This window comes from Paenibacillus sp. NFR01 (genome assembly GCF_900111565.1).
Classification (GTDB): Bacteria; Bacillota; Bacilli; order Paenibacillales; family Paenibacillaceae; genus Paenibacillus_AQ.
In genome coordinates this window covers 2,276,677-2,302,863 of record NZ_FOIK01000001.1, presented here as the reverse complement: position 1 = coordinate 2,302,863, position 26,187 = coordinate 2,276,677, and the positions used below count along the sequence as shown (strand labels likewise).

16 protein-coding genes are annotated in these 26,187 nt (G+C 60.2%); 14 read left to right on the top strand and 2 right to left on the bottom strand.

Annotated elements, in window-relative coordinates; genetic code table 11:
• Positions 1 to 74: 74 nt before the first annotated feature.
• From prmA to BMW84_RS10605, 5 genes are all read left to right on the top strand, one after another.
• Positions 75 to 1,142 (top strand): 50S ribosomal protein L11 methyltransferase, encoded by a 1,068-nt coding sequence (gene prmA / locus BMW84_RS10625; RefSeq protein ID WP_091067537.1) that lies wholly within the window; start codon positions 75 to 77, stop codon positions 1,140 to 1,142.
• A 3-nt stretch (positions 1,143 to 1,145) separates the two neighbouring features.
• Positions 1,146 to 1,829: a site-2 protease family protein gene (locus BMW84_RS10620; protein WP_091067534.1), complete on the top strand. Its 684-nt coding sequence runs from the start codon at positions 1,146 to 1,148 to the stop codon at positions 1,827 to 1,829.
• 78 nt (positions 1,830 to 1,907) lie between these two features.
• The gene (locus BMW84_RS10615) at positions 1,908 to 2,672 is read left to right on the top strand and encodes an RsmE family RNA methyltransferase (protein WP_091067531.1); all 765 of its coding nucleotides are present in this window, start codon (positions 1,908 to 1,910) and stop codon (positions 2,670 to 2,672) included.
• A gap of 3 nt (positions 2,673 to 2,675) precedes the next feature.
• Positions 2,676 to 4,019: a tRNA (N(6)-L-threonylcarbamoyladenosine(37)-C(2))-methylthiotransferase MtaB gene (gene mtaB, locus BMW84_RS10610; protein WP_091067528.1), complete on the top strand. Its 1,344-nt coding sequence runs from the start codon at positions 2,676 to 2,678 to the stop codon at positions 4,017 to 4,019.
• Between the two features lie 223 nt (positions 4,020 to 4,242).
• Positions 4,243 to 6,444, top strand: coding sequence for an Ig-like domain-containing protein (locus BMW84_RS10605; RefSeq protein ID WP_254772917.1), 2,202 nt, complete (start codon positions 4,243 to 4,245; stop codon positions 6,442 to 6,444).
• A gap of 227 nt (positions 6,445 to 6,671) precedes the next feature.
• Here the strand turns inward: BMW84_RS10605 and BMW84_RS10600 are convergent, their stop codons facing one another.
• A complete protein-coding gene (locus tag BMW84_RS10600; RefSeq protein WP_091067524.1) occupies positions 6,672 to 7,661 on the bottom strand; it encodes a Na/Pi cotransporter family protein in 990 nt (329 codons plus the stop codon).
• A 97-nt stretch (positions 7,662 to 7,758) separates the two neighbouring features.
• Between BMW84_RS10600 and BMW84_RS10595 the strand changes: the two genes are divergently transcribed.
• On the top strand, positions 7,759 to 9,153 hold the full coding sequence (locus BMW84_RS10595) for a class I SAM-dependent rRNA methyltransferase (protein ID WP_091067521.1): 1,395 nt from the start codon (positions 7,759 to 7,761) through the stop codon (positions 9,151 to 9,153).
• Between the two features lie 448 nt (positions 9,154 to 9,601).
• On the opposite strand, the gene BMW84_RS10590 is transcribed toward BMW84_RS10595, so the two are convergent.
• Positions 9,602 to 10,870, bottom strand: coding sequence for an MFS transporter (locus BMW84_RS10590; RefSeq protein WP_091067519.1), 1,269 nt, complete (start codon positions 10,868 to 10,870; stop codon positions 9,602 to 9,604).
• A 113-nt stretch (positions 10,871 to 10,983) separates the two neighbouring features.
• Between BMW84_RS10590 and BMW84_RS10585 the strand changes: the two genes are divergently transcribed.
• The 8 genes from BMW84_RS10585 (at position 10,984) to BMW84_RS10550 (ending at position 26,168) form a co-directional block, all read left to right on the top strand.
• On the top strand, positions 10,984 to 11,781 hold the full coding sequence (locus BMW84_RS10585; RefSeq protein WP_175498732.1) for a helix-turn-helix domain-containing protein: 798 nt from the start codon (positions 10,984 to 10,986) through the stop codon (positions 11,779 to 11,781).
• 246 nt (positions 11,782 to 12,027) lie between these two features.
• Positions 12,028 to 15,552, top strand: coding sequence for a helicase-exonuclease AddAB subunit AddB (gene addB / locus BMW84_RS10580; protein WP_091067514.1), 3,525 nt, complete (start codon positions 12,028 to 12,030; stop codon positions 15,550 to 15,552).
• Positions 15,553 to 15,554: 2 nt separating this feature from the next.
• Positions 15,555 to 19,676 carry a UvrD-helicase domain-containing protein gene (locus BMW84_RS10575; protein ID WP_091068274.1) on the top strand — a complete coding sequence of 1,374 codons (4,122 nt, stop codon included), beginning with the start codon at positions 15,555 to 15,557 and terminating at the stop codon, positions 19,674 to 19,676.
• A gap of 215 nt (positions 19,677 to 19,891) precedes the next feature.
• Positions 19,892 to 21,070 (top strand): exonuclease SbcCD subunit D, encoded by a 1,179-nt coding sequence (locus BMW84_RS10570; RefSeq protein ID WP_091067511.1) that lies wholly within the window; start codon positions 19,892 to 19,894, stop codon positions 21,068 to 21,070.
• Complete coding sequence (locus tag BMW84_RS10565; RefSeq protein WP_091067508.1) at positions 21,067 to 24,624, top strand: AAA family ATPase; 3,558 nt, start codon at positions 21,067 to 21,069, stop codon at positions 24,622 to 24,624. Before BMW84_RS10570 ends, BMW84_RS10565 begins: the two co-directional genes overlap by 4 nt.
• A 412-nt stretch (positions 24,625 to 25,036) precedes the next feature.
• Positions 25,037 to 25,396 (top strand): histidine triad nucleotide-binding protein, encoded by a 360-nt coding sequence (locus tag BMW84_RS10560; protein WP_091067506.1) that lies wholly within the window; start codon positions 25,037 to 25,039, stop codon positions 25,394 to 25,396.
• 139 nt (positions 25,397 to 25,535) lie between these two features.
• Positions 25,536 to 25,709, top strand: a complete 174-nt coding sequence (gene rpsU / locus BMW84_RS10555; protein WP_005547957.1) for a 30S ribosomal protein S21 — start codon at positions 25,536 to 25,538, stop codon at positions 25,707 to 25,709.
• A gap of 15 nt (positions 25,710 to 25,724) precedes the next feature.
• Complete coding sequence (locus BMW84_RS10550) at positions 25,725 to 26,168, top strand: GatB/YqeY domain-containing protein (RefSeq protein WP_091067503.1); 444 nt, start codon at positions 25,725 to 25,727, stop codon at positions 26,166 to 26,168.
• Positions 26,169 to 26,187: the final 19 nt, after the last annotated feature.

Below are 26,187 nucleotides of genomic sequence, written 5' to 3'. Positions count from 1 at the left end.
AAGAAATGGTATACTTTTGAAAGCTCACCTTACAATGTGAAATGAACGAAATTTTCAGGAGGTTTTTATTAGCAATGTTATGGCATGAAGTAACGGTACATACGACGGAAGAAGCGCAGGAGATGATCTCGAACCTGTTGTATGAAGCCGGGGCGGGCGGCGTTTCGATTGAGGAGTCCGGCTCGCTGAACAAACAGCGCGATACGCGGTACGGCGAATTATACGATGAACCGCTCAATGATATCCCGGAAGGCGAAGCTGTGATTAAAGGGTATTTTGCGGAAGCGATGCCGATGGATGAAGTAGTGCAGGAGCTTGCGCCGCGCGTCGAGGAGCTGCGTACGTTCGGCATTGATCCCGGCAAAGCGCTGATTTCGTGGAAAACGGTTGACGAAGACGAATGGGCCCATGCCTGGAAGCAATATTTCAAACCGCTGCGGGTATCGCAGCGCTTGACGATCAAGCCGACCTGGGAAGAATATACTCCGGCAAGCTCCGAAGAGAAAATCATCGAAATCGATCCCGGCATGGCCTTCGGCACGGGTACCCATCCGACGACAGCGCTGTGCTTGCGCGCGCTGGAGAAGCAGATCGCCGGCGGCGAGGAAGTCATCGACGTCGGTACCGGTTCCGGCATCCTGGCCGTCGGTGCGGTGCTGCTCGGCGCCAAATCGGTGCTTGCGCTGGATCTGGATCCGGTAGCGGTGGAGAGCGCGCGTGAAAATGTGGCGCTGAACCGGATGGAAGGATCGGTCATCGTCAAGGAAAGCGATCTGCTCTCGCTGCTCGGCGGCGAAGGGGCGCAGGACACGGCAGCGGGCGAGATGTGGCCGGCGGCCCGGGCGGGTTTTGCTGGCGCTGGCGCGGATGAATCCGCAGAAGACGGCGAAGGTAACGACGCCTCCGCGCTTGGCGTCACGCTGCCGGTGAAGCTTGTGGTAGCGAACATTTTGGCGGAAATTCTCGTGCTGTTTACGGACGATGTGTTCCGGGCGCTGCAGTCCGGCGGCATCTACATCACGTCGGGCATTTACAAGGACAAGGAAGAACTGGTGGCATCCGCGCTGCGGGCCTCCGGATTCGAGATTATGGAAATTTCCCGCGAAGAAGATTGGGTGGCGATTACTGCCGGAAAGAGGTAACTCATGGATTTTTTGAATAAACTCATCATCATTCCTATGGAGCAGCTGCCTTTTTACCTGCTCACCCTGCTGATCGCTTTTACGGTGCATGAATTCAGCCATGCCTATTTTGCCAACAAATTCGGCGATCCGACGGCCCGCCTGCTCGGGCGGATGACGCTGAATCCGGCGGTTCATTTCGATCTGTTCGGCATTATCCTGCTGCTGGTCGGGGGCTTCGGCTGGGCGCGTCCGGTTCCGGTGAACCGCGACAATTTCAGCCGGCCCCGGCTGATGGGCATCGTTGTCTCCGCCGCAGGCCCGATCAGCAACCTGCTGCTCGGCATCGTCGGTGCGGCGATTTACGCCGGGCTGGCGGCGGGCGGCGTACTGGATTCGATCTCGAACGACCGTCTGCTGCAGGCCATCTACTGGTTTTTCGGCCTCTTTATTCAAATGAACTTTTTCCTGTTCCTGTTTAACCTGATCCCGCTGCCGCCGCTGGACGGATACCGTATCGTCGAGGATGTCGTTCCGCGCGGCATCCGCGGCCGATTGCAGCAGGTAGAGCAGTATGCCGTGTTTATTTTCCTGCTGATCCTGTTCATTCCTGGCCTGCGTGCGTACACCATTACGCCGCTGAGCCATGAGGCTTCGCGGATGAGCAGCAACTTCGTGCAGCTGTTCCTGAATTTGTTCGGGATGTAACGGCCGGGCCGGGTAGTCATCCGCCGGTAATCGTTGTAGAATGTTAGATGGTATTTTGAAGACGGGATGTTGATAGATATGCAGCGATATTTTATAACGCCGGAGCAGTTCGGCGAAGATTCGGTGGTCATCGGCGGCGAAGACGCCCGCCATATCGCCAAAGTAATGCGCGGCAAACCCGGGGATAAGCTGATCGTAAGCGACGGCGTTTCGCGCGAAGCGCTGGCGGAGATCACGGAGATCGGACCGGGTGAGGTTACGGCGGCGGTTGTCGAGCTTCTGGCAATGACGCATGAACCGCGGGTTCAGATTACGGTAGCGCAAAGCCTGCCGAAAGGCGACAAGCTGGAGACGGTGATCCAGAAATGCACCGAGATCGGCGCGGTGGCCTTCGTACCGTTTTTGTCTGAGCGCACCATCGTGCAATACGACGAGCGCAAGGAAGGCAAACGCCTGGAGCGCTGGCGCAAGATCTGCAAGGAAGCGGCCGAGCAGGCGCACCGGAACATCGTTCCGGAGGTCGGGCAGCCGAGAAGCTGGAAGCAGCTGCTGCAGAGCTTCGGGGAATACGATGCCGTTTATTTTTGCTATGAAAAAGAAGAAGGCTTGCAGCTGCGCAGCGCCGTGGCGCCTTGGCTGAACGGGCCCGGCGCGGATAAAGCCGGCCGCGTCATGGTCGTCGTGGGTCCCGAAGGGGGCTTCAGCCTCGAGGAATGCGCGGCCGCCGAAGCAGCGGGGGCGGTATCCGTCGGGCTCGGCAGACGCATTTTGCGCTGCGAGACCGCAGGCATGGTCGCCTGCGCCTGCATCCTTTACGAATCCGGAGAAATGGGGGAAGCTTAGAAAATGCCATCCGTAGCATTTTATACTTTAGGTTGTAAAGTCAATTTCTACGACACTGAAGCCATCTGGCAGCTGTTCAAAAATGAAGGCTACGAGCAGGTCGATTTCGAAGGACCCGCCGACGTTTATCTGATCAATACGTGTACGGTCACCAATACCGGCGACAAAAAGAGCCGGCAGATGATCCGCCGCGCCGTGCGCCGCAACCCGGAGGCCATTGTTGCCGTAACCGGCTGTTACGCGCAAACCTCGCCGGGCGAGATTCTGGATATCCCCGGCGTCGATCTGGTCATCGGGAACCAGGACCGCGAGCAAATCATGACGCATGTCCGTAACATTCAGGAGTCCCGCCAGCCGGTCAACGCCGTTCGCAATATCATGAAGACGCGGGAATTCGAAGAGCTGGACGTCCCCGGCTTTGCCGACCGCACGCGGGCTTTCCTAAAAATCCAGGACGGCTGCAACAATTTCTGCACGTTCTGCATCATTCCGTGGTCGCGCGGGCTGTCGCGCAGCCGCGATCCGAAATCCATCGTCGCCCAGGCCCATCAGCTGGTGGAAGCGGGCTACAAGGAATTCGTCTTGACCGGCATCCATACCGGCGGCTACGGCGACGATCTCGATAACTACCGCCTGGCCGATCTCCTTTGGGAGCTGGATAAGGTGGACGGACTGGAGCGCGTGCGCATCAGTTCGATCGAAGCGAGCCAAATCGACGAGCGTCTGCTGGAGGTACTGAACCGCAGCTCCAAAATGTGCCGCCATCTGCATATTCCGCTCCAGGCGGGCCATAACGAAGTGCTGAAGGCGATGCGCCGCAAATATACGACCGAAGAGTATTACGCCAAAATGGAGCTGATCCGCAAAGCGATGCCGGATGTCGGAATCACAACGGACGTTATCGTCGGATTCCCGGGCGAGACCGAAGAAATGTTCCGGGCCGGTTATGAATTCATGAAGGCGGTCAATTACTCCGAGATGCATGTGTTCCCGTATTCCAAACGGACAGGCACGCCGGCCGCGCGCATGACGAACCAGGTAGACGAGGAGATCAAAAACGCCCGCGTGCAGCAGCTGATCGATCTTTCCGAAGAGATGCAGCTTGCGTATGCGCAGCGTTTTGTCGGACAGACGTTGTCTGTGATCGCCGAACGCTCCGTCAAAGGGGCGCCAAGCCGCTTCACGCAGCACGGCTTCAGCGACAATTACCTGCAAATCTTCTTTGACGGAGACGATTCGCTGCAAGGCGAGCTCTGCCAAGTGAAGGTGCTGGAAGCGGGCGTTAACGAATGCCGCGGCGAGCTGGTCGGGACAGGCTCAACCGGACTGAAGCTAATTGCAAATTAAGGGAGGACGGACCTTTTTCCTTCGCGGGAAAGGGTCCGTTTTTATGTGCGTTTATTGTAGTTAGAAAGTCCTGTTTTCCAAGGATCCGGCATTTGGGGTAAAACCCCGTTCGGCTTTTGTCGATATAAAAGGAAGAGTGTGGCAATAGGCCGCAAGACAAATTTGCATCCTAAGGAGAGAACCAATGACTGTGCACAGGAAATTGACGAAGATGCTCCTCACTATGATATTGCTTGTAGTTGCTGCTTTCCCGGGAGCGGCCTTCGCCGCTACAGGCGATACGGTATCCATTGATTTTGACAGTTCGGCTAAAGTGGAGCTGACGGTCGGCCAGACGCCGAAGCAGCTGAAAGTGTATGCGACGCTGGAGGGCTCGTCCTCGAAACGGGACGTAACCGCTGCAGCCGTATGGTCTTCCTCGAAAACGGAAGTCGTGAAGGTCCTGAACGGTCTGTTGACTCCGGTTGATTCCGGAACGGCGATCATTACCGCGACCTACAATAATGCAGTAGCGACGCTGGAAGTGTCCGTTACTTATCCGTATAAGGATTTGAAGCTGACGCCGAAGAACGAAGGAAGCTATAAGCTTGGCGACAGCGATGACACGCTGCTGGTCAAAGCGGAGGCTACCGGCGGAAAGACGGCTTCAACGGTAAATGACGTCACGGAAGACGCGGCGTGGAGCAGCTCCGACAGCAAGGTCCTGACCGTGGATGACGGCCAGATTACGCTGGTGGGCGAAGGTACGGCAACCGTAACCGCGAAATACAGCGGCCTCACCGCTACGTTCAAAGCGACGGTGAAGCTGCCGTATTCGGCCCTGGTGCTGAAGCAGAAGGACGGAAAAGAAGCGAAGGAATTGGAACTTGTCGTGGGCGACTCTTCGGTTCAACTGACAGCTACGTCTAAGGCTACCGCCGAAAGCAGCGAAGTTCCGATTACCGATGATGTGGAATGGAGCAGCTCGAGCGAATCCGTTGCGACGGTGGAAGACGGTAAAATTACGGTCGTTGGCACAGGCAAAACGGTCATCAAAGCCAGCTACCTGGGCGTTTCCAAGACCGTAAACGTATACGTACGCGCGCCTTATGAGGCGATCCTGCTGGAGCCTGCGGATGACCAGTCGCTGTTCATTGGCGAAAGCCTGAATGTGAAAGCGCTGGTGCGCAGCGGCTCTGATGTAAGTGAAACGGTTTCCGGCGTTGCGACCTGGAGCTCGGACAACCAGTTGGCGGCGACCGTAACGGCAAACGGTTTGACGGGAGATGCCGGCGTGGCTTCTGTTACCGCCAAAGCTGTAGGGACTACGACGATCAAAGCCGAATATCTCGGTGTAAGCAAAACCTTCAAAGTCACCGTGTACCCGACGGTAACCAAGCCGGCGCTCGACAAAACGGAGCTTGAGGTCTATACCGGAGATTCGACAGCAACGCCGAAAGTAAGTGCGACCAAGCTGGACGGTACGAAGCTGGATATCAGCTCGGAGATTGAATGGACTTCGGCGGATGAAAATATCATCACCGTGGAAGACGGCAAACTGGTCGCCGGTAAAGCCGGAACGGTTACGGTAACCGGTACGGTAAAAGCGGGCGAGGCGACGACTCCAGCCGCAATCCGCGGACAAAAGGTCGAACTCAAAGTAACCGTGCAGAATAAGGTGCTGGTGCTGATCGGGCCAGAGGATGCGCTGGGACTCGTCATCGGAGAAGAAAGCGCACTGCCGCAGGTCAATGCCGTTCTGGAGAACGGCGAAGAGTTGGATGTTACGGACACGATTACCTGGACTTTAAGTGGAACGAATGCCGTTCTGAAGATCACCGATAAAACCAAAACGATCAAAGGCCTGGTCAAGGGTTCGGCTTCGCTGAAAGGCACCTATGCCAACAAGACCATCACCGTACCGGTGACGATCGAACAGAAGGTTGTGAAGCTGACGGTAGACCCGACAGTGCTGGAGATGAACCTTAAGACTTCGAAAACGATCAAAGTCACAGGCACGTTCTCGAACGGCAAAACGGCAACCTTCTCCACCGCGATGAACTGGGTTTCCTCCAATGAAGCGGTCGTTACGGTCAAAGGCGCCACGGTAAAGGCCATCGGCGAAGGCACCGCGACCCTGACGGGATCGTACCAAGGCATTACGGCTTCGGTCAAAGTGACCGTCGTTCCAAAGCTCTCCAAGCTGACCGCGAGCGAAACGCGCCTTGCGCTTGGCATCGGAGCAGGCAAGTCGGTTACGGTAACGGCGCTTTACGATACAGGTAAAACAGCCGATGTTACGGGCGCGCTGACTTGGACCAGTTCCAAAGCGACGGTAGCCAAAGTAAGCGCGAACGGAATGATCACCGCTGTCGGCAAAGGCACGGCTTCCATCAAGGGCAAGCTGGGCACGAAGACGGTAACGATTTCGGTTACGGTAAAATAAAGCAGGCAGCCGATCCGGCTTGCCGCTGTTATCACACATATTCAAAAACGGCTGACCTGGACGCGGGGCGTCAGAACGCAGCCGTTCGAAAAGGGGCGCACCCGGCCATCATGGCGGGGGCGCCTTTTTTGCGATACCCGCAGACCCTAATCGGGAGATCGCATTAGAACATTGGCGCGGTTTGAAGTATAATAAAACAGCGATTGGACCGCCGGGCAAAGCGGCGGTCAGGGCTGCAGGCGCCGCTCAAGCCGGGACCAGAGCGGCAGGTAACAGAGCGGGAGGGCACCCAGCGAGCAGACGACGTTGAAGATCGTCTGCGCGTGAGCGAGCTGGGCCGCAGGCCCGCCGCCCATTCCGGCCGCGAGCGTTTGCAGCGGACCGGTGAAGGGCAGGAACAGGAGCGCGCCGGCGACGTTCAGCGCGACATGCGAGCCGGCAACGAATTTGCCGGCGGCGGACCCGCCGATCGCGGCGATGACGGCGGTGACGCAGGTGCCGACGTTCGCGCCGAGCACGACGGCGACCCCCACCTCCGGCGGCATCACGCCGGAGGCGGCCAGGCCCATCGCCATGCCAATGACGGCCGCGCTGCTGTGCAGCATCGCGGTCAGGCAGGCCCCGGCGATGAGGCCCCACCATGCGCTGGTTGCGGCCCGCGCCGCGAACCAGCGGAACAGCCCGCTCGCTTCCAGCGCGGGCCCGATGGATTGCATCACCGCGATGCCCCACAGGACCAGCGCGAAGCCGGCGACGGCCAGGCTCGCGAACTGCAGCGGGCCGGAGACGCGGCGTAAGCGCTCCGCCGCCGGCCCCGCCGGCGCGGGCAGCTCGCCGAGCACGACGGCGGCCGCCCACAGGCACAGCGAAGCGGCCAGCAGCGGGCCGGACAGGCCGGCGATGTTCAGGCCGATCAGCTCCGTCGTCAGGCAGGTGCCGATATTGCTGCCGAGAATGATGCCTAGCGTCCGGGCATAGGTGAGCAGCCCGGCGTTAACCATGCCGATGGTCAGCACGGTCACGGCGGTGCTGCTCTGCAGCAGCGCCGACAGCGCGGCGCTGACGAATGTGCCGCGCAGCGGCGTCGAGGTTGCCCGGTGCAGCAGCTTGCCAAGCATAGGGCCGGCCAGCCGCGACAGCGCGGTCTCCATCAGCTTCATGCCCGCCAGGAAAATGACGAGGCCATATACGACAGGGAACAGCAGTTCACGGATCATAAGGACAAGCTCCTTTGAACGGGGGTTGTACACCAATATATGAATGTGGCGCAGAGGACATGTGCGCAAATCATGGACAACATAGGAGTTGAAGTCATTGGCATCGGTAACACTTGAACGAAACCGTAAAAAAAGACTGGAGCAAAGCCATCCTTGGGTATACGCCAGCGAGGTAGCGCAGACGGGCGGCAATCCGCAGCCGGGTGCGCTGGTGGATGTACTGAATCATCAAGGCCGCTATCTGGCGACCGGGTATTACAATCCCGCTTCGCAGATCCGCGTCCGCATCGTCTCGCAAAGTCCGCTTGAGGCGATGGACACCGCCTTTTTCACCGAACGTTTCACGGATTGCCTGCGGCACCGCGAACGTTTCCTGCCGGGCGCGGACGCCTACCGCTTCGTCTACGGCGAAGCCGATTTTTTGCCCGGCCTTATCATCGACCGCTTCGGCGACGTGCTGGTCGTGCAGCTTCTGACGCTCGGCATGGATCAGCGGCGCGCCGAAATCGTCGAAGCGCTGGTCGCGGTGCTGAATCCGCGCGGCATTTATGAGCGCAGCGACGTGTCCGTGCGCGAGCTGGAAGGGCTGGAGCAGCGCACCGGCGTGCTGTACGGGGAATGCCCGCGCCACATTACCGTAAGCGAGAACGGCCTGAAGCTGATCGTCGATATCGTGGAAGGACAGAAGACGGGCTATTTCTTTGACCAGCGCGAGAACCGGGCGTCGATCGCTCCCCTGATGAAGGGCTGGGGCGGCCGCAGCGGCATTACGCTGCAGACCGTAGAGACCGAAGGCGGCGCGCCCGAGACGCTGCCGGTGAACAAAAGCGGCAAGCCGGTCACGTTCCCGTACTGGGACGGCGCAACCGTACTGGAGTGCTTTTCGCATACGGGCAGCTTTACGCTGCATGCCTGCAAATACGGCGCGAAGAAAGTCACTTGCCTCGACGTATCCGCCCATGCCATCGAAAGCGCCAAAGCGAACGTGGAGCTGAACGGCTTCAGCGACCGCGTGGAGTTTGTGGTGGATGATGCGTTTGCATATTTACGCAATCAGGTAAAAGGGCTGGAAGAGCGGGCGGAACGCGCCGGAAGCGCGGAAGCCAAGCCGGATAAGGCAGCGGCCAAAGCCGATACGTCGAAGCCGATGACGGCCGGAGGCGGACGCACTTGGGATGTAGTTATTCTCGACCCGCCGGCGTTTGCCAAAACGAAAAGCGCGGTGGCCGGCGCCTGCCGCGGTTACAAGGACATTAACCTGCACGGCATGAAGCTTGTGAACGAAGGCGGTTATCTGGTAACAGCCAGCTGCTCGTACCATATGCAGCCGCAGCTGTTCCTCGACACGATTGCCGAAGCGGCCAAGGATGCCGGCAAAGTGCTGCGCCTGATCGAATGGAAGGCGGCGGGCAAAGACCATCCGCAAATTCTCGGCGTGGACGAAGGCCACTATTTGAAATTCGCGATTTTTGAGGTGCGCAGCAAAAAGTAGCGGCGTGAACGTTCCGGGTCGGCCATTCTGCATGATGCCGGTCATCTCTCTCGGTCATTCCGCCCGATGCCGACTATGCACCCAACCGTATACCCATTAGTGGGATTTCCTCCCTCTATTTCAGCCGAAACTCGCTATTTCACACGATTAGTGGGAAAAATGCCTACTAAATAGAGCAGAAACGTGATTCTGTCGATTTTGGCCCGAATTAGGGGGACAATTTCCCACTAAATGATGTACCGCCGGTATGCGGGAAAAATAGTGTGACATTTTCCCGCTATTTTGAGGTGAAAGGTCCGGACCCGCGTTGAAAAAAGAACCTTCTATTAAGCCTCTATACAGGTATTTTTCCATACAGCGCCATAGAGCTGTCTCAATAGCCATGAAAAGGCTGGTTGAGGCAGCTTTTTTTATTTCTTGCAGCATCTTAATGCAGCCGGGCATGCGCCTAAGTAATAGTTACTTTGGAGCCATCCCCTTTTTTACTGCAAACAACCGCCGCAGTATCCCCCGCGTGTCTCTGCACATGCCTGAAGCGGGCGGCCCCGATCAGCACGGCCCCCATAGCCGTAATGCTCCCGATGAAGCCGAACACCGGAACAGGCGATGCTGCGCCGAACACCCCCAGCAACCACGCTCCGAGCATCGGACCCAGCGTGGTCCCGATTTTGACGAACTCCGAGCAGCCGAAATATAAACCCTTATGCGCAGCGGGAGACAGCTCATCCACCAGAGCATCGAACCGTGCGCCGATCAGCAGCTCACCCAGGCTGAACACCGCAATGAACAGCAGCGGCATCACCGGCGATACCGGCAGGACGAAGAACAGAAAGCTTGCGGCGATCAGCAGATTGCCGGCGAGCACCACGTTAAACGGATTCCAGCCTGAAATCCAGCGGAGGACAGCAAACTGCGCAGCCAGGATAACGACTGCGTTCAGCGACAGGATCAAGGAATACATCCGGGCGCCATCCGCTAAACCGGGAGCGGCAGCCAAATATTGCGACACGGTTCCGTTCAGCTGCGAGTATCCAAAGAAGGAGAAGCTCATGCCGGCCAGCAAAAGCAGAAATACCTGATCTTTGCGGATGGCCGCCAGATCCCGGAAGCTGCGGGAATGCGGAGCGGAAGCAGTCATTTGGCGCCGGCCTTCATGCCGGAAGAAGAAGAGCGTCGAGACGCCGTACAGAATATAAAGCGAGCCGAGGATGACATAGGGGAAGAGCGTCAGCTTCAGGTTAAACAAGAGGCTCAGCAGCGGCCCGGCGAAAGCGCCCAAATTAATCGCGGTGTACCGCAGATTGAACACAAGCAGCCGGTGTTCCGGAAGCGTTTCGGCGGACAATGCCTTTTTGCTGGCCGGCTCGAAGATGGAGTAGCATAACCCGTTCAGGCCGTTCAGCAGCAGATAGGCCGGGAAGCCGTCCGCGAAAAAAAAGAGAATGAACACCGCTCCCCAAACCACGGGGACAAAAGCGATGATTTTGCGCAGGGGAAGCCGGTCCGCCAGCGCTCCGGCGAAGCCGCTGAAGACGACGTTCACGAGCGGATTGGCGCTGAGCACGCAGCCGGCCAGAAAGATGGAGATTTGTTTTTGCCCCGTCAGGAAGACGGCTAAATAAGGGACGCTCATAAACAGTGCGGTTCTTGTAAAAAAAGTGCCGGCCCAAATATTCCATACCCTGCTGTTCAGTTTCCGTGATTGCTGCAAGCCCATTGCATTTCATCCTCCATGTCTTGTCGTTTGATTTGTGCCGAATGTAGCATACAATGGAAAAGGCTTCTGAAAAATGTGCCGGATACTCACACGTGAAGCGGAGGAGTGGAGCGATGATTTTAGGGCCGATGATCAAGCGGATCCGTACATCCAAAGGCATCAAGCAATCGATTCTGGCGGACGGCATTATGAGCCGCAGCAATCTCTCGCGGTTTGAAGGCGGCAAATATTATCCCGGATACGACAAGCTGATCCTGCTGCTGGACAAGCTGGAAATGTCCCTGGACGAGCTGCTGTTCCTGCATTATGGTTACGCACAGCCGGTAAAGCGGACGCTGCATCTGAACCTGGTCGAAGCGGCGAACCGCTATGAATTCGACAAGGTGCAAGCGTTCAGCTACGAGTGCCGGGCTATGTATGAGCAGACGCGCACCGAAGCTTTTTACCATTTGTATCTGCTGGGCCAGGGGTTCCTGCTTCAGCACCGCCGGGAGGATGAAATCAAGCGGCTGAGCGAAATTGCGGAGCAAATCAAGCCGTATCTGCTGGGGGTCGATATTTGGCATCTCTATGAGTTCAAACTGCTTAACAATTTCATGTTCACGCTCGACAGCGCCGACGCGGTTTTTTTCGGGCTCCGGGCCGTGAAGGAATTCGATAAATATCATGATTTTGCCGAGGCCCGGACGATCCAGCAGCATTTGATGCAGAATATTTCGCGCGTCTGCCTGAATGAGCGCAATTATGAACAAAGCCTGTTTTTTCTGCAAAAAGCGCTGCCTTTGGCGGACAAAACCAACCTGCTCTACGATAAAATCATCACGCTCGTCTATTACGAAATTACACGGCTCTGTCTCAAGCAGAAATTACACGGCTCTGTCTCAAGCAGAAGGACAGTAAGGCGGAACTGATGAACGTTCTGAATCTTCTCCGGCAACTGGAGTTCCAGGATACGTATGAGGCCATGCTGCAGGTGTGCCGGAGGCATTTGGCAGAGATTTTTTGAACAAGCGGAACCCTTGGCGGAGCGCAAGGATATGCAAACAATGGCAAACGTATGTTCCAGTTTCCAGAGTTGTGCTATAATGTTGGGACGAATATATGGGATGAAAAAGAAGGAAATTTGCTTATTTCACCTGACGGAAGGAGCATCTGGCATGTCGGTCAACTTTTTGCTGGGCCGCTCGGGCAGCGGTAAAACGACGAAAATATGGGAGGCCGTGTCTTCCCGCCTGGAAGCGGAGCCGCTCGGCAAGCCGATCATCGTGCTGGTGCCGGAGCAGGGTTCATTCGGGGCGGAGCGCGGGCTGCTGGCGACGGGGAACATCAAAGGCAGCATCCGCGCGCAGACGCTCAGCTTCTCGCGGCTGGCTTACCGGGTGAAGCAGGAGACCGGCGGCAGCGGCAGCCTGCCGATCAGCGAGGAAGGCAAAAAGATGCTGATCTACAAAATTCTCGGCCGCCGCAAAGAAGAGTTGAAGCTGTTCGGCGACTCGGGCGACCGGCCGGGCTTCGTGGAGCGGCTGAGCGCGCTGCACACGGAACTGAAGCGCTGCTGTCTGGGCGCAAAGGATGTGGAAGCGCAGCTGGCGAAGCTCGGCGAAGTGTCCAGCAGTCCCATTCTGGCGGTCAAGCTGGAGGACCTCCAGCTGGTGTTCGGCGAACTGGAGCAGGAAATCTCCCAGCTCTACATTGACGAGGAAGACCGGCTGGCCGAACTGGCCGGAAATATCGGCCGTTCCGAATATCTCCGCGGCGCCGAAATCTGGGTGGACGGGTTCCACGGATTTACGCCGCAGGAATTTTTGGTGCTGCGCGGGCTTATGCAACAGGCGGCAAGCATCACGTTCGCGCTTACGCTGAACCGCTCCTATGCATCGGGTGAAGCGCCGCATGAACTGGACCTGTTCCATCCGGCGGCCATCACCTATCTGAAGCTGCGCGAAATGGCGGAGGAGCTCGGCTTGGAGGTCTGGGACGAGCTGCTTAGCCCGCAGGTGCTGCCGCGCTTTGCCGGCAGTCCCGCGCTCGGACATCTCGAAGCCGGTTTTCAGCGCCGCTATAAATGGGGCGGCGAGCCGGCGGAAGCGGCCGCAGCGATTACGATACAGGCGGCGGCTTCGCGCCGCGCCGAACTGGAGGGCGCGCTGCGGGAGATGATCCGGCTGGCCCGGGACGAAGGCGCAAGGTACAGCGAGATGGCCGTGTTCATGCGGAACATCGGCGACTACGAGCAGCTTGTCGCCCCGGCGTTCCGCAGCTACGGCGTGCCGTTTTTCCTCGACCAGAAGGTGGGCGAGCTGCATCATCCGCTGGCGGAATTTATCCGCGCGGCGATGGATACCGTCCGCCGCCGCTGGCGGTACGAGGATGTGTTCCGCTGCGTGAAGACCGGCCTGCTGCTGCCGCTGGACGGCAGCCTGACGCAGGCGGATATGGACGAGCTGGAGAATTACGTGCTTGCCTGCGGCATCCACGGCTACCGCTGGACGGACGGGCGGCCGTGGAAAGGCATTCCGAGCCTGTCGCTGGAAGGCGGCAAGGCGGCGGATGAGGCGATGCTGGAGCGGATGGAACGCTGCCGCCGGAGCATCGCGGAGCCGCTGCATGCGTTTGAGCGGAAAGTGAAGAAGAGCCGCCGTACCGGCCTTGATTTCTGCACCGCCGTGTACGAGCTGCTGGAAGATATCGGGGCTGCGGCGCATGTGGAGCGGCTGGGCACGGAAGCATTGGCGTCCGGCCGCACCGGGGCCGCCCGAGAGCACAGCCAGATCTGGGAAGCGGCGCTGAACCTGCTGGACCAGATCGCGGAGATGATGGGCGGCGAGCCGATGGAATTTGAACTGTTCTCCGGTGTGCTGGAGACCGGCCTTGCCGAACTGAAGCTGGGACTGGTGCCGCCTGCGCTCGATCAGGTACTGGTAGGGAGTATGGACCGTACCCGCGTTTCGGGGATTAAATACGCTTTCCTGCTGGGCTTCAACGACGGCATCGTTCCCGCCCAGTTCAAGGAAGACGGCATTTTGTCGGAGGGCGAGCGTTTGGCGCTGCAGGATGCCGGTCTGGAGCTGGCGCCGGGCATTTCGCGCAAGCTGCTGGACGAACGTTTTCTGATCTACAACGCCCTGACGACGGCCAGCGCGAAGCTGTGGATCAGCTATGCGGCCGCGGACGAGGAAGGCAAAGCGCTGCTCCCGTCCGAAATCATCCGCCAGGTGCAGGGGATGTTCCCCGGGGCGCTGACGGAGCAGGCTCTCGGCGGCTTCCCTTCGGCACTGCCGGCAGGCAGCGAAGAAGCGGACCCGCGGCCGCATCTGGATTACGTCGGCCAGCCGGAGCAGACACTGCGCATGCTGCTGCTGCAGCTCCGTCAGTGGAAGCAGGGAGCCGACATCCCCGGCCTTTGGTGGGATGTATACAACTGGTTTGCCGGAGCAGACAGCGGCCGCACGGAGGACCTCCGGCTCCGCCTGAATTCGCTGTTCTACGCCAACCGGACAACCCCGCTGAAACGCCGCACCAGCCGGAGCCTCTACGGCGGCTCGACGCTGCGCGGCAGCGTGTCGCGCATGGAGAAGTTTGCCGGCTGCGCGTTCTCCCATTTCGCCGCCTACGGCCTGCGGCTCAAGGAGCGGCAGCTGTACCGGCTGCAGGCGCCGGACATCGGCCAGCTGTTCCACGCCGCCCTGAGCGAAATGGCGAAATCGCTGCAGCAGGAAGGCCGCGGATGGGGCAGCATGTCGGCGGAGGAATGCCGCAGCAAAGCCGGAGAGACGGTGGAGCAGCTGTCCCCGCTGCTGCAGGGCGAAATCCTGATGAGCAGCAAGCGGTACAGCTACATCAAGCGCAAGCTGAAGAACATCGTCGGCCGTGCTTCCGTCATCCTGGGCGAACACGCCCGGCGGGGCAGCTTCGAGCCGGTCGGACTGGAGCTGGATTTCGGTCCCGGCAAAGATCTGCCGCCGCTGCGCATCGCGCTGCCGAACGGCTGCACGCTGGAAGTCGTCGGGCGGATTGACCGGGTCGATATGGCCGAAGGCGCGCAAGGCGTGCTGCTGCGGGTCATCGACTATAAATCCAGCCAGAAGGATCTTAAGCTGCACGAGGTGTATTACGGCCTGTCGCTGCAAATGCTGACGTACCTCGACGTGCTGCTCACCTATGCCGAGCAGTGGCTGGGCCGCGCCGCGCTTCCGGCAGGAACGCTTTATTTCCATGTACATGATCCGCTGCTCACCTCCGCCAACGGGATGAACCGGGAACAGGCCGATCAGGAGCTGCTGAAGCGGTTCAAGATGAAGGGGCTGCTGGCGGCGGACCGCGAGACGGTGACGCTAATGGATGCCACGCTCGACAAAGGGCATTCCTCGATCATTCCGGTTGCGCTCAAAAGCGACGGCAGCTTTTACAGCAGCGCGTCGGTGGCGACGCCCGGCCAGTGGAACGACCTGCTGGGCTCGGTGCGGGAGACGATGACGGAGATCGGGACCCGGATCACGGAAGGGGATGTCTCGATCCGCCCTTACCGGATTCAACAGGAGACGGCCTGCACGTTTTGCGCCTTCCGTCCGGTCTGCCAGTTCGACGAGAACATCGAGGGCAGCGGCTACAACAACCTGGGCAAGCCGGGCAAAGACATGATTTGGGATATGCTGTCCCGCAAAGGAGGAGAGAAGCCGTGAGCATGCAGAGAGAAATAGAACCGAAGCCGGAGGGCAGCTTCTGGAGCGACGACCAGTGGCGGGCCATTGCCGAAAGCGGCGACGATATTCTCGTTGCGGCGGCGGCGGGCTCGGGCAAAACGGCGGTGCTGGTGGAGCGGATTATCCGTAAAATCAGCAGCGAAACCGGCGGGTTCAGCGTAGACCGGCTGCTGGTCGCCACGTTTACGAAAGCGGCGGCTTCGGAGATGCGCCAGCGCATCCGCGAAGCGCTCGAAACCAAGCTGGAGGAAGACGGGGAGAACGAGCATTTGCGCCGTCAGCTGGCGCTGCTGGGCCGGGCGTCGATTACGACGCTGCACTCCTTTTGCCTGGAAGTGATCCGCAGATACTATCAGCTCATTCCCATCGATCCCGGTTTCCGCATCCTGAACGAACATGAAGCCGAGATGATGCGCCAGGAGCTATTGGAAGAGCTGCTTGAGGAAAAATATGCCGGTCTGGATGAGGATGAGGAGGACAGCGACTTCGTGCGGCTGGCCGACTGGTTCAGCGGCGAACGCAGCGACGACGCGGTGCATGCGCTGATTCAGCGGCTGCATGACTTTGCCCGCAGCCATCCTTGGCCGGAGCAGTGGCTGCGCGATACGGCGGCTACGTTTGCCGTGCCGGATTTGGAGGCGCTGGGCGGCACCGTTTGGGTCCGCAGCATGCTGCAGGACGCAGCTCTGACGCTGGACGGCGCCGCCGCGCAGCTTCGCCAGGCGAAGGAGCTCGCACTGCGTCCCGGCGGCCCCGCGCCGTACGCGGACAGTGTGGCATCCGACCTGGAGATGGTCGAGGCGTTCATTGACAGTCTCGCCACGCGCCCGTGGACGGAACTGTACGATATTTTTATGGAGATATCGTTCGTCAAGCTGAAGCCCGTTAAGAAGGACTCCGCCGACCCTGCTTTGCAGGAGGCGGTCAAGGACATCCGCGAGCAGGTGAAGAAGCAGCTGCTGGAGCTGCAAAAAGCGCTCTTCGGCCGCCCTGCAGCTGCCTATCTGGCCGAGCTGCATGAAGCCGCGCCGCTGATGCGCGAGCTGGCCGAGACGGTCATTTTGTTCGGAGAGCGTTACCGCCAGCAAAAAATCAGCCGCGGGCTGGTCGATTTCAGCGATCTGGAGCATTACTGCCTGCAAATTTTACGGCGTGAAGGCTCCACACCGGAACAGTCCGAGCCTTCCGACGCCGCGCTGGAATACCGGGCGCTGTACGACGAAGTGCTGCTCGATGAATATCAGGACACCAACAGCGTGCAGGAGGAGATCGTGCGGCTGATTTCGCGCGGAGCTCCGGGCAACCGGTTTATGGTCGGCGACATGAAGCAGAGCATCTACCGGTTCCGTCTGGCGGAGCCGGGTCTTTTTCTCGATAAATATTTGAGCTTCGGACAACGCGGCGGCAAGGAACCGGAGGAACGCTCGCCTGGGCTTGTGATCGATTTGGCGCGCAACTTCCGCAGCCGCCCGGAGGTCGTCAATGCCGTCAATATGATTTTCCGGCAGGTGATGAACAGCATCGTCGCCGAGATCAGTTATGATCCGCGGGCCGAGCTGGTGTACGGCGCCAATTTTCCGGGTGCGGAAGCAAGCACGCAGGATACGTATTTCACTCCAGAGCTGCTCTTGATCGACCGGGGCGCTTCCGGCGGGGAACGTACGGAAGAGGCGGGCGAGGACGGGGAATCCGCTGCGCAGGAGAGCGAAACGACCGAAGCGGAAACGGCGCAGCTTGAAGCGCGGGCCATCGCCCGGCGCATCGCGCAGATGACAGGCATGACAGGGCAGCCGCCGCTGCTTATCTACGATAAGTCGCTCAAGATGATGCGTCCCGTCGTGTTCGGCGATATCGTCATCCTGCTGCGCTCGGCGAGAATCTGGACGCCGACGATCATCGAGGAACTGCGGCTGGCCGGGATTCCGGCCTTCGGCGAGCAGAACAAAGGGTATTTTCAGGCGACCGAAGTCGAGGTGGCGCTGGCGATCCTGCAGACGATCGACAATCCCCGCCAGGACATCGCGCTGGCCGGCGTGCTCCGGTCGCCGGTCGTCGGCTTAAGCGAGGAAGAGTTGTCTGCAGTCCGTCTGCAGGCCGGAGGGACGTATTACGACGCGCTGCTCGCTGCGGCGGGGAATAGCGAATCCCAAGAGCCGGGGCCGGAGACAAGCTTGGAAGGGCTGCAGGCCGGAGCGGACGGATTCGATTTATTCGGCTGGAGTGCCGCAGCGGAAACTGCGGGAACAGCGGAAGAAAGCGGACCAGCGGCGATGGCAGTTGCGGCGGAAGAAAGCGAGCCTGGGGCAACGCCGGACACAGCCGCTCCGGTGGCGCCGGCGCTTCGCGGGAAGCTGGAGCATTTTCTGGCGAAGCTGGAAGCATGGAGACAAGCCGCCCGCGAAGGCAGCCTGCCGGAGCTGATCTGGCAGGTCTATAACGAAAGCGGATATCTGGAGTGGGTCGGCGGACTGCCGGGCGGACTGCAGCGCCAGAACAATCTTATGGCGCTCTACGACCGAGCGGTCCAGTTCGAGAACGACACGAACTCCCGCGGATTATTCCGGTTCCTGCTGTTTATAAACCGTCTGCGGGAGAACGGCGGCGATCTCGGCGTGGCCGGCGGAACGGGCGAGGAGGCGGGCGGCGTCCGGATTATGACGATCCACAAGTCAAAAGGGCTGGAGTTTCCCGTCGTCTTCTTGGCCGGCATGGCGAAGGCCTTTAACCGTCAAGACCTGCATTCGCCGTTTCTGGTGCATAAAGAGCTGGGCTTCGGTCCGCGTTTTGTCGAGCGGGATACCCGCGTGACGTACCCGACGCTGCCGTACCTGGCGATCAGCCGCCGTTCGCGGCTTGAATTGCTGGCGGAAGAAATGCGCGTCCTGTATGTCGGACTGACCCGGCCGCGCGATAAAATGATTCTCGTCGGCACGGTAAGGGATTTGCCGCGTGCTGCCTCCGCATGGGCGACGGTACAAAGCCGCGAGGAGCTGCTGCTGGAAGGCCATCTGCTGGCCCGGGGCCGCAGCTATCTCGATTGGGTCGGGCCGGCGCTGATCCGCCACCCGGGCGCAGCGATCCTGCGCAAGCTGGCCGGTGCGGAAGGTCCGGTGTCGACGGCGCTGCACGGCGACCGCTCCAGCTGGAGCGTCGCTGTGGCGAACGCCGGAGAGCTGGTCTCCGGTGCGGCGCCGGCGGATGATGCCGGCAGCGCCGAACGCCAGGCCGCGCTTGAGGCGCTGCGCGGCAGCCGGGCGCTGCCGGAGCTTGGCACGCCGCTGGCAACGGAGATCGCGCGGCGGCTCGCGTGGCATTATCCGCATCTGGCGGAAGCGCAGACGCCTGCCAAAACTTCCGTCACGGAGCTGAAGACGCTGATCAACATGCAAGAGCAGCCGTCGCTTGATTTGCTGGAGGAGGGCGGCGCAACCGTAATCCGGAAGGATCACGCTGCGCCGGAAGGACTAAAGGCGGCGGCCGGCGCAAACTCCGCGCCGGGCGGGTTCACGCTTCAGCTCCGACGCCCGCAATTCATGGAGAAGCGGGGATTGTCCCCCGCGGAGCGCGGGACCGCATACCATACGGTCATGCAGCATCTCCCGCTGGACGGGCAGCTTGGCATTGATCGGCTGGAGCAGACTGTGGCTGGTCTCGTGCAGGCCGCGATCCTGCGCCAGGAGCAGGCCGACGCCGTGGATCTCGGAGCGATACATGCCTTCTGCGGGAGCGAGCTGGGCCGGCGGCTAATGTCTGCCCCGTGGAAACAGCGGGAGCTGCCGTTCAGCTACATGGTGCCGGCAACAGAAGCCTTCGGCAGCCCCGATCCCGCTGCGCCTGATGCGCTCAAGCTAGGTACGGCAAGCAGCGGCAATGTCATGATCCAGGGGGTCATCGACTGCCTGTTCCGCGAGAACGGCCGGCTTGTTTTACTGGACTATAAAACGGATACCGTCCTGGAACATAAAGGCGGCATCGCCGCACTGGCCGAGAAATACCGCTTCCAGCTGGAGCTGTACGGCAAAGCGCTGCACGATATTTTGGGCGAGCCGGTCAGCGAGATTTGGCTGTACTTTTTCGACGGGGGCGTTTCGGTGAAGCTGTAAGCAGCGATTCCTAGGGCTTTCTTTGCCTGGGAATCTATTAAATTCTAAAATTAGAGTTTGGGAGATTTCGTGCAATCGAACGTTTGGAATCCAGCGCAGTTCAGCCGATTGGGCAGACATAGCGATGCTCACGGTGCCGTGAATCTATCGAACAAATATTAAAAAATAAATGTCAAAATGCCGCTGCGGCGGCGGGGGAAAGAGGGAGAGACGATATGCGTATTTTGCATACGGGCGACTGGCATCTGGGCCGGACGCTGGAGGGTAGAAGCCGGCTGAAGGAGCAGGAGCAGTTCGTGGACGAGCTAGTGGACATCGCCGATTCGTCGGGCGCGGACCTGATCATGATGGCCGGAGATGTATACGATTCAGTGAATCCGCCGGCCGCGGCGGAGCAGCTATTCTACGAGGCAGCCGCCCGCCTGACCGATAAAGGCCGCCAGCTGGTCGTCATCGCCGGCAACCATGACCAGCCGGAACGGGTCTCCTCGGTCTCCCCGCTCGTCCGCAAACGCGGGATTTCCCTGGTCGGGCTGCCGGTGGCCGACCCGGTAAGCGTGCATATCGCCCGTACCGGCGAAACCGCGCTGATTGCCGCCCTGCCTTACCCTTCCGAAGCGCGGCTCGGCGAGCTGCTGGCCGGCGACAGCGGGGAAGAGGAGCTGCGGCTGGCATACAGCGCGCGCGTCGGCAAGCTGATGAAGCTGCTGGGCCAGCCGTTTACGCCGCAGACGGTCAATCTGGCGATGAGCCATATTTACGTGCTCGGCGGCGTAGAGAGCGACTCCGAACGCCCGATCCAGGTCGGCGGAGCGTATACGGTGGATCCTTCGGCGCTCGCCTGCGGCGCGCAGTACACGGCGCTCGGCCATTTGCACCGTCCGCAGAAGGTCAAAGGCGAGGGCATGATCCGCTACAGCGGTTCGCCGCTGGCGTACAGCTTTTCGGAGGCGGGACAGACCAAATCTGTTGCTTTGCTGGACATTGCCCCCGGCGGGGAACCGGTATTTGAAGAAATCTATCTGCGCAGCGGGCGGCCGCTGGTCAACTGGAAATCCGCCGGCGGGCTGCAGGAAGTATACGGCTGGCTGGAAGAAGGACGGGATCTGGACGCTTTTATCGATCTGGAGCTTCGTCTGACCGAGGCGATGTCGATGAACGACATCCAGAAGCTGCGGAAGCTGCGGGAAGGCATCGTCCACATCCGCCCGGTTTACCCGCAGATGGAGCAGGAACTGGAGGAGCTGTCCCGGTCGCGGATGCCGGTGCAGGAGCTGTTCCGCAAATTTTATCAGCGGCAGACCGGCGGCGCGGAACCGGAGGACAGCCTGATCGAGCTGTTCCTGGATTTGGCGGCGGAGCATGAACCGGGAGAAGGAGAGGAAAGCGCATGAAGCCGATCACGTTAAAAGTAGCGGGGCTGCAAAGCTACCGTGAGCAGCAGACTATCGATTTCGAAGGCCTGACCGAGACGGGGCTGTTCGGGATTTTCGGGCCGACCGGCAGCGGCAAATCGAGCCTGCTCGATGCCATTACACTGGCCATGTACGGCAAAGTGGAACGGGCGGCGGGCGGGACGCAGGGCATCATGAACCATTCCGAGGATCAACTCGGCGTGGCCTTTACCTTCGAGCTGACCTCCGCGGCCGGTCCCCGCCGCTTCCGGGTGGAGCGCAAATTCAAACGGACCGGCGAGCAGTCGGTCAGCAACACGATCAGCCGGTTCATCGAGGTACATGCCGACGGGGAAGAAGTGCTGGCGGATAAGCTGGCTGACGTGACCCGCTGCGTGGAAGAGCATATCGGGCTGAAGATGGACGACTTTACCCGTGCGGTCGTGCTTCCGCAGGGCAAATTCGCCGAGTTTTTGTCGCTTCGCGGCGCCGACCGCCGGCAGATGCTGCAGCGCTTATTCCATTTGGAACAGTATGGCGACCAGCTTGCGATGAAGCTGAGCCGCAGAGTGAAAGATAACGATGCCGCGCTGCAGACGCTGGAAGCGGAGCAGCAGGGGCTGGGCGGCGCCGGCAAGGCCGATGTAGACACGGCGGCCGGGCGGCTGGAGGAAGCCGTCCGGCACGCGGCAGAATGCCGGGCCAAGCTGGAAGCGGCGCAGCGTCTGAACGAGCAGTATGCCCGGATTCGCGAGCTCCAGGAGGAGCGGCAACGCCGTGAACGGCAGCGGCAGGGGCTGCTCGAGCGGGAGCCGGCCATCCGGCTGCTGGAAGAGAAGCTTGGCAAGGCCGACGAAGCCGAGAAGCGGCTGCCCGCGCTTGCTGCTTGGCGGAGCGCGGACGAAGCCTGGCGCGGCAAGCTGCACCTCGCCGAGACGCGCGAGCGTGCCGCGGCCGAAGCTGCGGCGGCCGCTGAGGCGCTGGCCGCTGCGGAAACGGCCGCCGCCGCCGCGCTGGCCGCGGAAGAGCCGGCCCTCCGCCAGGGGGCCGACCAATTCCGGCGCGCGCTTGAGCTGGAAGCCGAGCTGGCACGCCTGCAGCGCGAGCTCGCCGAGGCGCTCGCGCGGCAAAGCGAAGCCTCCCAAGGGCTGGCCGCCCGCCGGGAGGCACTGGCCCGGGAGCGCGAGCTTTTGGCCAAGGGCCAAAAGCGCCAGCAGGAGCTGCAGCAGAGCCTGCAGCCCCTTTCGGTGCGCTCCCAGGAGCGGGCGTCGCTGCAGGAGGCCCTGCAGCGGCTGCAAGCCCTGCGTTCCGCCGAGTCCCTGTGGGGGACGGCGGAACGGGAGCGCCGCGAGCGCGAGGCACAGCTCGCGGCGGCGCAGGCGCGCCTCGCTGCCGCCGGGGAGCGGCAGCAGGCGCTGGCGGCGCAGGGCGGCGCGGCGGTGAACGCCGCCGCCCTGCACCGCGAAGCGCTGCGGCTGGGCGCCGCCGCAGCGGCTTCCGCGGCCGCGCGCCTGGCGGAGCGCGCAGCGGCGCACGAGGCGGCGCTCAAGGCACAGGAGCGCCGCCGCCTGTCGCTGACGCTGGCCGGGGGGCTGCTCGAAGGGCAGCCCTGTCCGGTATGCGGCAGCATGGATCATCCCGCGCCGGCTGTTGACGGCGCGGAAGACAGCCTTGCAGCCCTGGAAGAGGGGCTGCAAGCCGTCCGTGCGCTGGAGAAGCGCGCGCACGAGGCGGCGAACCTGCTCCGCGGCCAGCTGGAGCAGGATCAGGCCTGGCTGGAGCAGGCCTACGGAGACCTGGCCGGCGAAGCTTCAGGGGCGCTAGTAGCCGCCGGGCTGGCGCAGGAGGCGTTGGGGTGGCCGCAGGAACAAGCCGCCGGCTTATTGGAATCGGGCCAAAGCGCCGAAACGCCTTCGTTGGCTGCGGTATGGGCCGCTGCCGGCATTAGCTTCGATGGCGGTATGGCCCTTGGCGATGCTAAGTTTACGCCTAGCGGCGCTTCCCATGCCGGACAAGACCTCCCGGACGAAACCATGCTGTCCGCGCTGGAGACGGCGCTGCCCCGCCTAAAAGCGCGCTCCGGCGAACAGCGCCGGGCGGCGGGGGAATGGCAGCGCGCCATGCAGGAAGCGCAGCAGCACAGCCATAAGGAAGCTGCGCAGACCGCGGCGGAGCAGTCCTGGGCGGACGGGCTGGCGGCCAAAGCGGATGAGCAGCGTGCGGGGCTTGCGGCTCTGCGCGGCGAATGGGAGGCGCGCTTCCCCGGTATGGCGCCGGGCGAAGCCGAAGCCGCTTACCGTGACATGCAGCACAAGGATGAGCAAGCAGAGGAGATTCGCGGCCGTCTGGACATCGCCGTGAAATTTCTCGACGAGAAAAGCGCCGCCGTGCAGTCGCTGCAGGAGCAGGCAGCCGGGCTCGACAAGGAGCTGACGCACTGGAACGCCCAGCTTGAGGGCAAACAAGTGCTGGCGCAAGAGAAAGAGGAACGGCTGCGGCAAATTACCGGCGGCCGGTCCGCTGCTGAACTGCTGGCGGAATGCGAGGAGCGGCTGCGGGGACTGCAGGCGGCGCTGGAGAGCGGCCGCGAGCGCGCCCGCAGCGCAGCGGAGCTGTCCCAGCAGGAGACGAGGGAAGCGGCGATTGCCCGCCAGGCGGAGGTCTCGGCACGCGAGCATCTCGCATCCGCCGCTTCCCGCTGGCAGGAGAGCCTGGCCGCTTCGCCGTTCTCCGCACCGGAAGAAGTGGAAGCTGCCTCGCTTGGCGCAGACGAGCGGACGGAAGCTGCTGCCCGTGTTCAGGCGTACCGCGCCGAAGAAGCCGAGGTGGCGCTTCAGCTGCGGGATATCGAGGCCAAGCTGGGGACCGGCAGCCTAAGCGAAACGCAGTGGCAGGAGAGCGTCCAGGCGCTGCGTGCCGGTAAAGAAGCGGACGAGCAGGCGCTGCAGTCCCGGGCGCGGGCGCAGCGCGATCTGGAGGATGTGCAGCAGCGGCATGTTCGCTGGCTTGAGCTGGAGGAGCGGCGCAAGGAGCATGCCGTGCTGCAGGACCGCTTGGCCAAGCTGCAATCCGTTTTGCGCGGCAACGCCTTTGTCGAATACATCGCCGAAGAGCAGCTGATGCAGGTGTGCCAGTCCGCGTCGCAGCGGCTGCGTTTCCTGAGCAAGCAGCGCTACGCGCTGGAGGTCGATTCCGGCGGCGGCTTCGTCATCCGCGACGACGGCAACGGCGGAGTGAAACGGCCGGTGTCGACTTTATCCGGCGGCGAGACCTTCCTGACCTCATTGTCGCTGGCGTTGGCGCTGTCCGCACAGATCCAGCTGCGGGGCCAATATCCGCTGCAATTCTTTTTCCTCGACGAAGGGTTCGGCACGCTCGATCCCGAGCTGCTGGAGACCGTCATTACGTCGCTGGAGCGGTTGCATAACGATCAGCTGTCGGTCGGTATCATCAGCCATGTTCCGGAACTGCGGGCCAGGCTGCCGCGCAAGCTGATTGTCGTACCGGCCGAGCAGGGCGGAGAGGGCTCTCGCATTGTTTTGGAAAAAATGTAAAGTCTTTTTTTAGAGAGTGACGTTGGTCACAGATACACCACCATAGCACTGTTATAATACAGCTAAGCCGACATCATTTGAAACACCTCGGCGGACGTATGACGGGGAACTGCAACATCTCCTAATCATACGTTCGCCGCCATCTCCGTTTTCTGAACGGAGAAGGGTGTTTCTTTTTTTTTGTCTTTTTTGCTTATAAAGAAAGTATACTTCCCGGAATCTCCGCAAAATACCGGACTTCACAAAGGTACCCCTCACTATGAAGGGGTGTTTTGAGGTCTGTACCTGATACAGTTCGGCTGTCTGTAGACACAAAGATGACGTTCGCTTTCGTAATCCGTTACGATCCTGTATGATGGAGGATAACGAGGCAAGACTGCATACCGAAACCAACTGTTTGGGAGGCTAATGGATGGAAACCATATTTAGCAAAATTATTGAAGGCACAATTCCGGCCAAAAAAGTATTCGAAAACGAACGCATTCTGGCCTTTTACGACATCGAACCGGCTGCTCCGGTGCATGTGCTGATTATTCCCAAAAAACCGATCCCTTCGATGAACGAAGTGACGACCGAGGATTTGCCGCTGATCGGCGAAATCCACGCCGTCGCCCAGCAAATCGCCGCCGAACTGGGCATCAAGGAGTCCGGATACCGGCTGATCAATAACTGCGGACCGGACAGCGGACAAGCCGTGCCGCATCTTCATTACCATCTGATCGGCGGGGCCAAACTCGGCGCGCTTGTCGGCGGATCGAAGTCGCATGCCTGACATAGGAAGTGCGTCTTGCTGCCGGCAGAAAAAAGAATGGTGTGAAGGTTGACACCCTATTTATTTTTGACCTATAATGAAATTTGATGAACCGTGTTGTTATGCTCTTGGACGGTCTGGTCGGAGGGAGGGAAAACTGGTGTCTGAAACGAAAGTTCGTAAAAACGAGACAATTGATGCTGCACTTCGTCGCTTTAAACGTTCCATCGCTAAAGATGGTGTCTTGGCTGAGGTGAAGAAACGCAAGCATTATGAGAAGCCAAGCGTGAAGCGCAAGAAGAAGTCTGAGGCTGCTCGCAAGAGAAAGTTCTAGGAGGATCACTGTAGCATGAATCTTAGCGATCGATTGAACGAAGATATGAAGCAAGCGATGAAGAGTAAGGACAAGTTCACACTCTCCACCATTCGAATGGTTCGTTCTACAATAAAGTATCTTGAAATAGATTTGAAGAGAACATTAGACGACAACGAAGTGCTTGATATCCTTAGTCGTGAAATCAAACAGCGCAAAGATGCCCTCCAGGAGTTTGAAACGGCGGGACGCGATGAGCTTGCCGCCAATACGAAAGCAGAAATCGAGATTATCAGCAAATACCTGCCAGAGCAGCTTACCGAAGAAGAAATTAAAGTAATTGTACAGCAGACCATCCAGGAAACCGGTGCTTCTTCGAAAGCGGATATGGGTAAGGTAATGAGCGCGCTGATGCCGAAAGTCAAAGGCCGCGCTGACGGTAAAATCGTGAACCAAGCGGTTCAGCAGTTTCTGCAATAATAAAACGCTAGCACCCCTT

What these genes read in the sequence shown, in the direction of transcription:
- prmA (WP_091067537.1), top strand. Translation starts at nt 75, where the DNA reads ATGTTATGGCATGAAGTAACGGTACATACGACGGAAGAAGCGCAGGAG.
- BMW84_RS10620 (WP_091067534.1), top strand. Translation starts at nt 1,146, where the DNA reads ATGGATTTTTTGAATAAACTCATCATCATTCCTATGGAGCAGCTGCCT.
- BMW84_RS10615 (WP_091067531.1), top strand. Translation starts at nt 1,908, where the DNA reads ATGCAGCGATATTTTATAACGCCGGAGCAGTTCGGCGAAGATTCGGTG.
- mtaB (WP_091067528.1), top strand. Translation starts at nt 2,676, where the DNA reads ATGCCATCCGTAGCATTTTATACTTTAGGTTGTAAAGTCAATTTCTAC.
- BMW84_RS10605 (WP_254772917.1), top strand. Translation starts at nt 4,243, where the DNA reads ATGATATTGCTTGTAGTTGCTGCTTTCCCGGGAGCGGCCTTCGCCGCT.
- BMW84_RS10600 (WP_091067524.1), bottom strand. Translation starts at nt 7,661, where the DNA reads ATGATCCGTGAACTGCTGTTCCCTGTCGTATATGGCCTCGTCATTTTC.
- BMW84_RS10590 (WP_091067519.1), bottom strand. Translation starts at nt 10,870, where the DNA reads ATGGGCTTGCAGCAATCACGGAAACTGAACAGCAGGGTATGGAATATT.
- BMW84_RS10585 (WP_175498732.1), top strand. Translation starts at nt 10,984, where the DNA reads ATGATTTTAGGGCCGATGATCAAGCGGATCCGTACATCCAAAGGCATC.
- addB (WP_091067514.1), top strand. Translation starts at nt 12,028, where the DNA reads ATGTCGGTCAACTTTTTGCTGGGCCGCTCGGGCAGCGGTAAAACGACG.
- BMW84_RS10575 (WP_091068274.1), top strand. Translation starts at nt 15,555, where the DNA reads ATGCAGAGAGAAATAGAACCGAAGCCGGAGGGCAGCTTCTGGAGCGAC.
- BMW84_RS10570 (WP_091067511.1), top strand. Translation starts at nt 19,892, where the DNA reads ATGCGTATTTTGCATACGGGCGACTGGCATCTGGGCCGGACGCTGGAG.
- BMW84_RS10565 (WP_091067508.1), top strand. Translation starts at nt 21,067, where the DNA reads ATGAAGCCGATCACGTTAAAAGTAGCGGGGCTGCAAAGCTACCGTGAG.
- BMW84_RS10560 (WP_091067506.1), top strand. Translation starts at nt 25,037, where the DNA reads ATGGAAACCATATTTAGCAAAATTATTGAAGGCACAATTCCGGCCAAA.
- BMW84_RS10550 (WP_091067503.1), top strand. Translation starts at nt 25,725, where the DNA reads ATGAATCTTAGCGATCGATTGAACGAAGATATGAAGCAAGCGATGAAG.